The organism is Microbacterium sp., from assembly GCF_036277215.1.
Lineage (GTDB): Bacteria > Actinomycetota > Actinomycetes > Actinomycetales > Microbacteriaceae > Microbacterium.
The window spans coordinates 1-3207 of the sequence record NZ_DASUNI010000109.1 but is presented as its reverse complement, the minus strand read 5'-3'; the positions used below and the strand labels follow the sequence as shown (position 1 = coordinate 3207).

Here is a 3207-nt window from a genome sequence, read left to right as displayed (position 1 = left end):
ACGTGTGGCGAGTATGCGCGAATTGCCTGTCACATGGCACGACCCGTCGCTAGCATGTGACCTGCAGGGCGGTTGCCCCGCCGACGTGTGTGCGCGTCGTCGCTCGTTCTCTGGGAAGGACGCTCATGTACGACTTCTCTGATGGCGCAGGACTCGCGGTTCTCGCGGCCGCGGCCGTCTTCTGGTTCATCTTCGCAATCGCCTTCTACATCCTGAGCTCCATCTTCCTGATGAAGATCTTCGACAAGGCCGGTGTGCAGGGTCGGTGGCGTGCCTGGGTGCCGATCTACAACTACATGGTCTTCAGCAAGCTGGGTGACCTGAGCCCGTGGCTCATCCTGATCGCCATCGCCGCCTCGGTCATTCTGAGTTGGATCCCCGTGATCGGCTGGATCCTCGCGCTCCTTCCTCTGGTCGTGACGATGCTGGCGGCGTGGCGAGTCGGTCTCAAGCTGCAGAAGGAGCCCGTCTGGCTGATCCTGTACTTCTTCCTCAGCATCGTTTGGCTCGGCATCCTGGCCTTCGACAAGTCGCGCTGGAACAACGCGATCCCGCCGGCGCCGTGGGCGGGCAACGGATTCCTCGCGGACCGCACCGTCTGGGCCGGTGTTCCCAACCAGACACCCGCGGGAGGGTACGCCGTCGCGCCGGGCGGCCAGGCGGCGGCGGGCGGGGCCTACCCGCCTCCGGCCGGCTACCAGCCTCCCCCGCCCCCGGCCGGTTACGAGCCGCCTGCCGGCTACACGCCGCCTCCGGCGGGCTACACGCCTCCGGCAGCCCCGCCCGCCGCACCGTCGGCCGAGCCGCCCGCCGCGGCTCCGGCCTCACCCCCGCCGGCGGCTCCCGAGCCGCCCGCCACGCCGCCTGCGGCGCCTCAGCCGCCTACGGCGCCTCCGACCGCCCCGCCCAGCGGTCCGCCGTCGGAACCTCGGCCATAGCACGACACGACGAGCCCTCACCGTCACGGTGGGGGCTCGTCGCGCATACGCGAAGCGACCGGCACGCGCGCGTCGAGTTAGCGTGGGAGCATGACCCTGACTGACGACAACGTCCCACAGCGCCGTGTCGGCGCATCCGGCCTCCTCGTGACCGCTGTGGGTCTCGGCTGCAACAATTTCGGCCGACCGGGCACCCGCACCGAGACCCTCGAGGGCACGGTGGAAGTGATCGACGCCGCCATCGATGCCGGCATCACCTTCCTCGACACGGCGGACATGTACGGCGGTGAGCCCGGTCTGAGCGAGACGCTCATGGGCGAGGCTCTACAGGGCATGCGGGACCGGGTGGTCCTGGCCACCAAGTTCGGCCACTCCGGCAGGGACATGGGGTACTCGACCACGGCCTCCAAGGGCTCGCGGTCGTACATTCGCGCGGCCGTCGAGGCGTCGCTCGCTCGATTGCAGACCGACTGGATCGACCTCTACCAGCTACACGTGCCCGACCCGGCGACCCCCATCGAGGAGACCATCTCCGCATTGGACGACCTCGTCCGGGAAGGCAAGATCCGCTACTACGGTCATTCGAATCTCGCCGGATGGCAGATCGCCGAGGCCGAGTTCACGGCGCGTGGCCGCGACGGCCGGTTCATCTCCGCGCAGAACCACTACAGCCTCCTCTCGCGTGGTGCTGAGCGGGAGGTGCTTCCGGCCGTCGAGCGGTTCGGTTTGGGCTTCTTCCCGTTCTTCCCGCTGCACAACGGACTGCTGACCGGAAAATTCACCCGGGCGGGCGGCCCTGAGGGCAGCCGCATCATGATGCAGCGTCGCCACATCTGGCAGCACGCGCCCTGGGACGCTCTGGAGGCCTACCAGGAGTTCTGCGACGAGCGCGGCGTCTCCATGCTCGAGGCGACCTTCGGCTGGCTGCTGTCCCGACCCGCGCTGTCCAGCGTGATCGCGGGCGCCACCAGCGCCGAGCAGATCCGCTCCAACGCGGCCGCCGCATCCGCATGGACCCCGGCGGGCGAGGACCTCGCTCGGATCGACGAGATCTTCCCGCTCGTCGACGACCCCGCGGCCTGAGCCGGATGAAGCTCCGTTCGCTCTGAGCGAACGGAGCTTACCGGGCTGCTCGTTCGGCAGCACGCGGAAAGCACCGGCGGGCGCGAGCGTCCAGGGCGGCGGGGGCCGAGTCGACTAGGATGTGAGCACGTCGACAGGACCGCACGGGTCGTGTCGCCGCCGATGTCGGCCGACGGGGAGGACAGGGCGTGCCCGAGGTATCCACCCACTCCCGATCGGTGTCGGTGGCGGACGGCGCGATCATTCTGACCTGGGCGGGTGGCACTCACACCGGCCGCCGGCGGGAGATCAATCAGGACGCGCTGCTGGCCGACTACCCGCTGTTCCTCGTCGCCGACGGCATGGGCGGACACATCGGCGGGGAGATCGCCAGCGCCAGCACGATCGATCGGATGGGCGGCGTGGTCACGGGCGGCGATGTCACGCCGAAGGCGATCGAGAAGGCGCTGACGCGGGCTGTCAAGGACATCGCCTCGCACCCCGAGACGACCGACGACGGCACCGGGACGACCCTCACGGGCGTGTACCTCGACGTCAGCGACGAGCCGCCGCAGTGGGTGACCCTGAACATCGGCGACTCGCGGGTCTATCTGCTGCGCGACGAGTCGATCGAGCAGATCACCACCGACCACTCGGTCGTGCAGGAGCTCATCGCGGCGGGCCGTTTGAGCCCCGAGGAAGCCGAGAACCATCCGTACGGAAACGTCATCACGCGAGCGGTCGGTCCCAGCGACAGCGTGACGCCCGATTACGTGCGACTCGACGTCGTAGACGGCGATCGATTCGTGATCTGCTCGGACGGACTCACGAAAGAGCTCACCGACTACGGCATCCAGCACTTCCTCGCCCAGAACTCCGATCCCGCGGACGCGGTGAACGCGATGATGGATGCCGCGCTGGAGAACGGCGGGCGTGACAACATCACGATCATCGTGCTCGACGTATCCGTGAGGGCCGGCTCCTCCCCAGGCTGACCCGAGGCACGACCGTCCACCGCCACGTGGATGACGAATGTGCGGCGACCATCGCAGCAGATTGACTGAACGCGTGCTCTGGCCCACCGCGTTCTCGACGACTCCTCCTTTCAATCCGACGGTCGTCGGCGACGAGCAAGAACCTCTCGAGCTGCCGCCCCCGTGGGATACGCCCTCGCGGCCGGCGGTGCCCCTGCTCGCCTCGATCGTTC

Annotated in this window: 3 protein-coding genes; all 3 read left to right on the top strand. The window is 68.4% G+C overall.

Going from position 1 to position 3207, the window contains the following annotated elements; translation table 11 throughout:
- Nucleotides 1–125 precede the first annotated feature (125 nt).
- The 3 genes from VFX99_RS05475 to VFX99_RS05465 all read left to right on the top strand — a co-directional run bounded on the left by VFX99_RS05475 (nt 126) and on the right by VFX99_RS05465 (nt 2995).
- Complete coding sequence (locus VFX99_RS05475) at nt 126–938, top strand: large exoprotein (protein WP_329665306.1); 813 nt, start codon at nt 126–128, stop codon at nt 936–938.
- 90 nt (nt 939–1028) lie between these two features.
- Nucleotides 1029–2021, top strand: coding sequence for an aldo/keto reductase (locus tag VFX99_RS05470; RefSeq protein WP_329665305.1), 993 nt, complete (start codon nt 1029–1031; stop codon nt 2019–2021).
- Between the two features lie 188 nt (nt 2022–2209).
- On the top strand, nt 2210–2995 hold the full coding sequence (locus tag VFX99_RS05465) for a PP2C family protein-serine/threonine phosphatase (protein ID WP_329665304.1): 786 nt from the start codon (nt 2210–2212) through the stop codon (nt 2993–2995).
- The last annotated feature ends 212 nt before the right edge of the window (nt 2996–3207 follow it).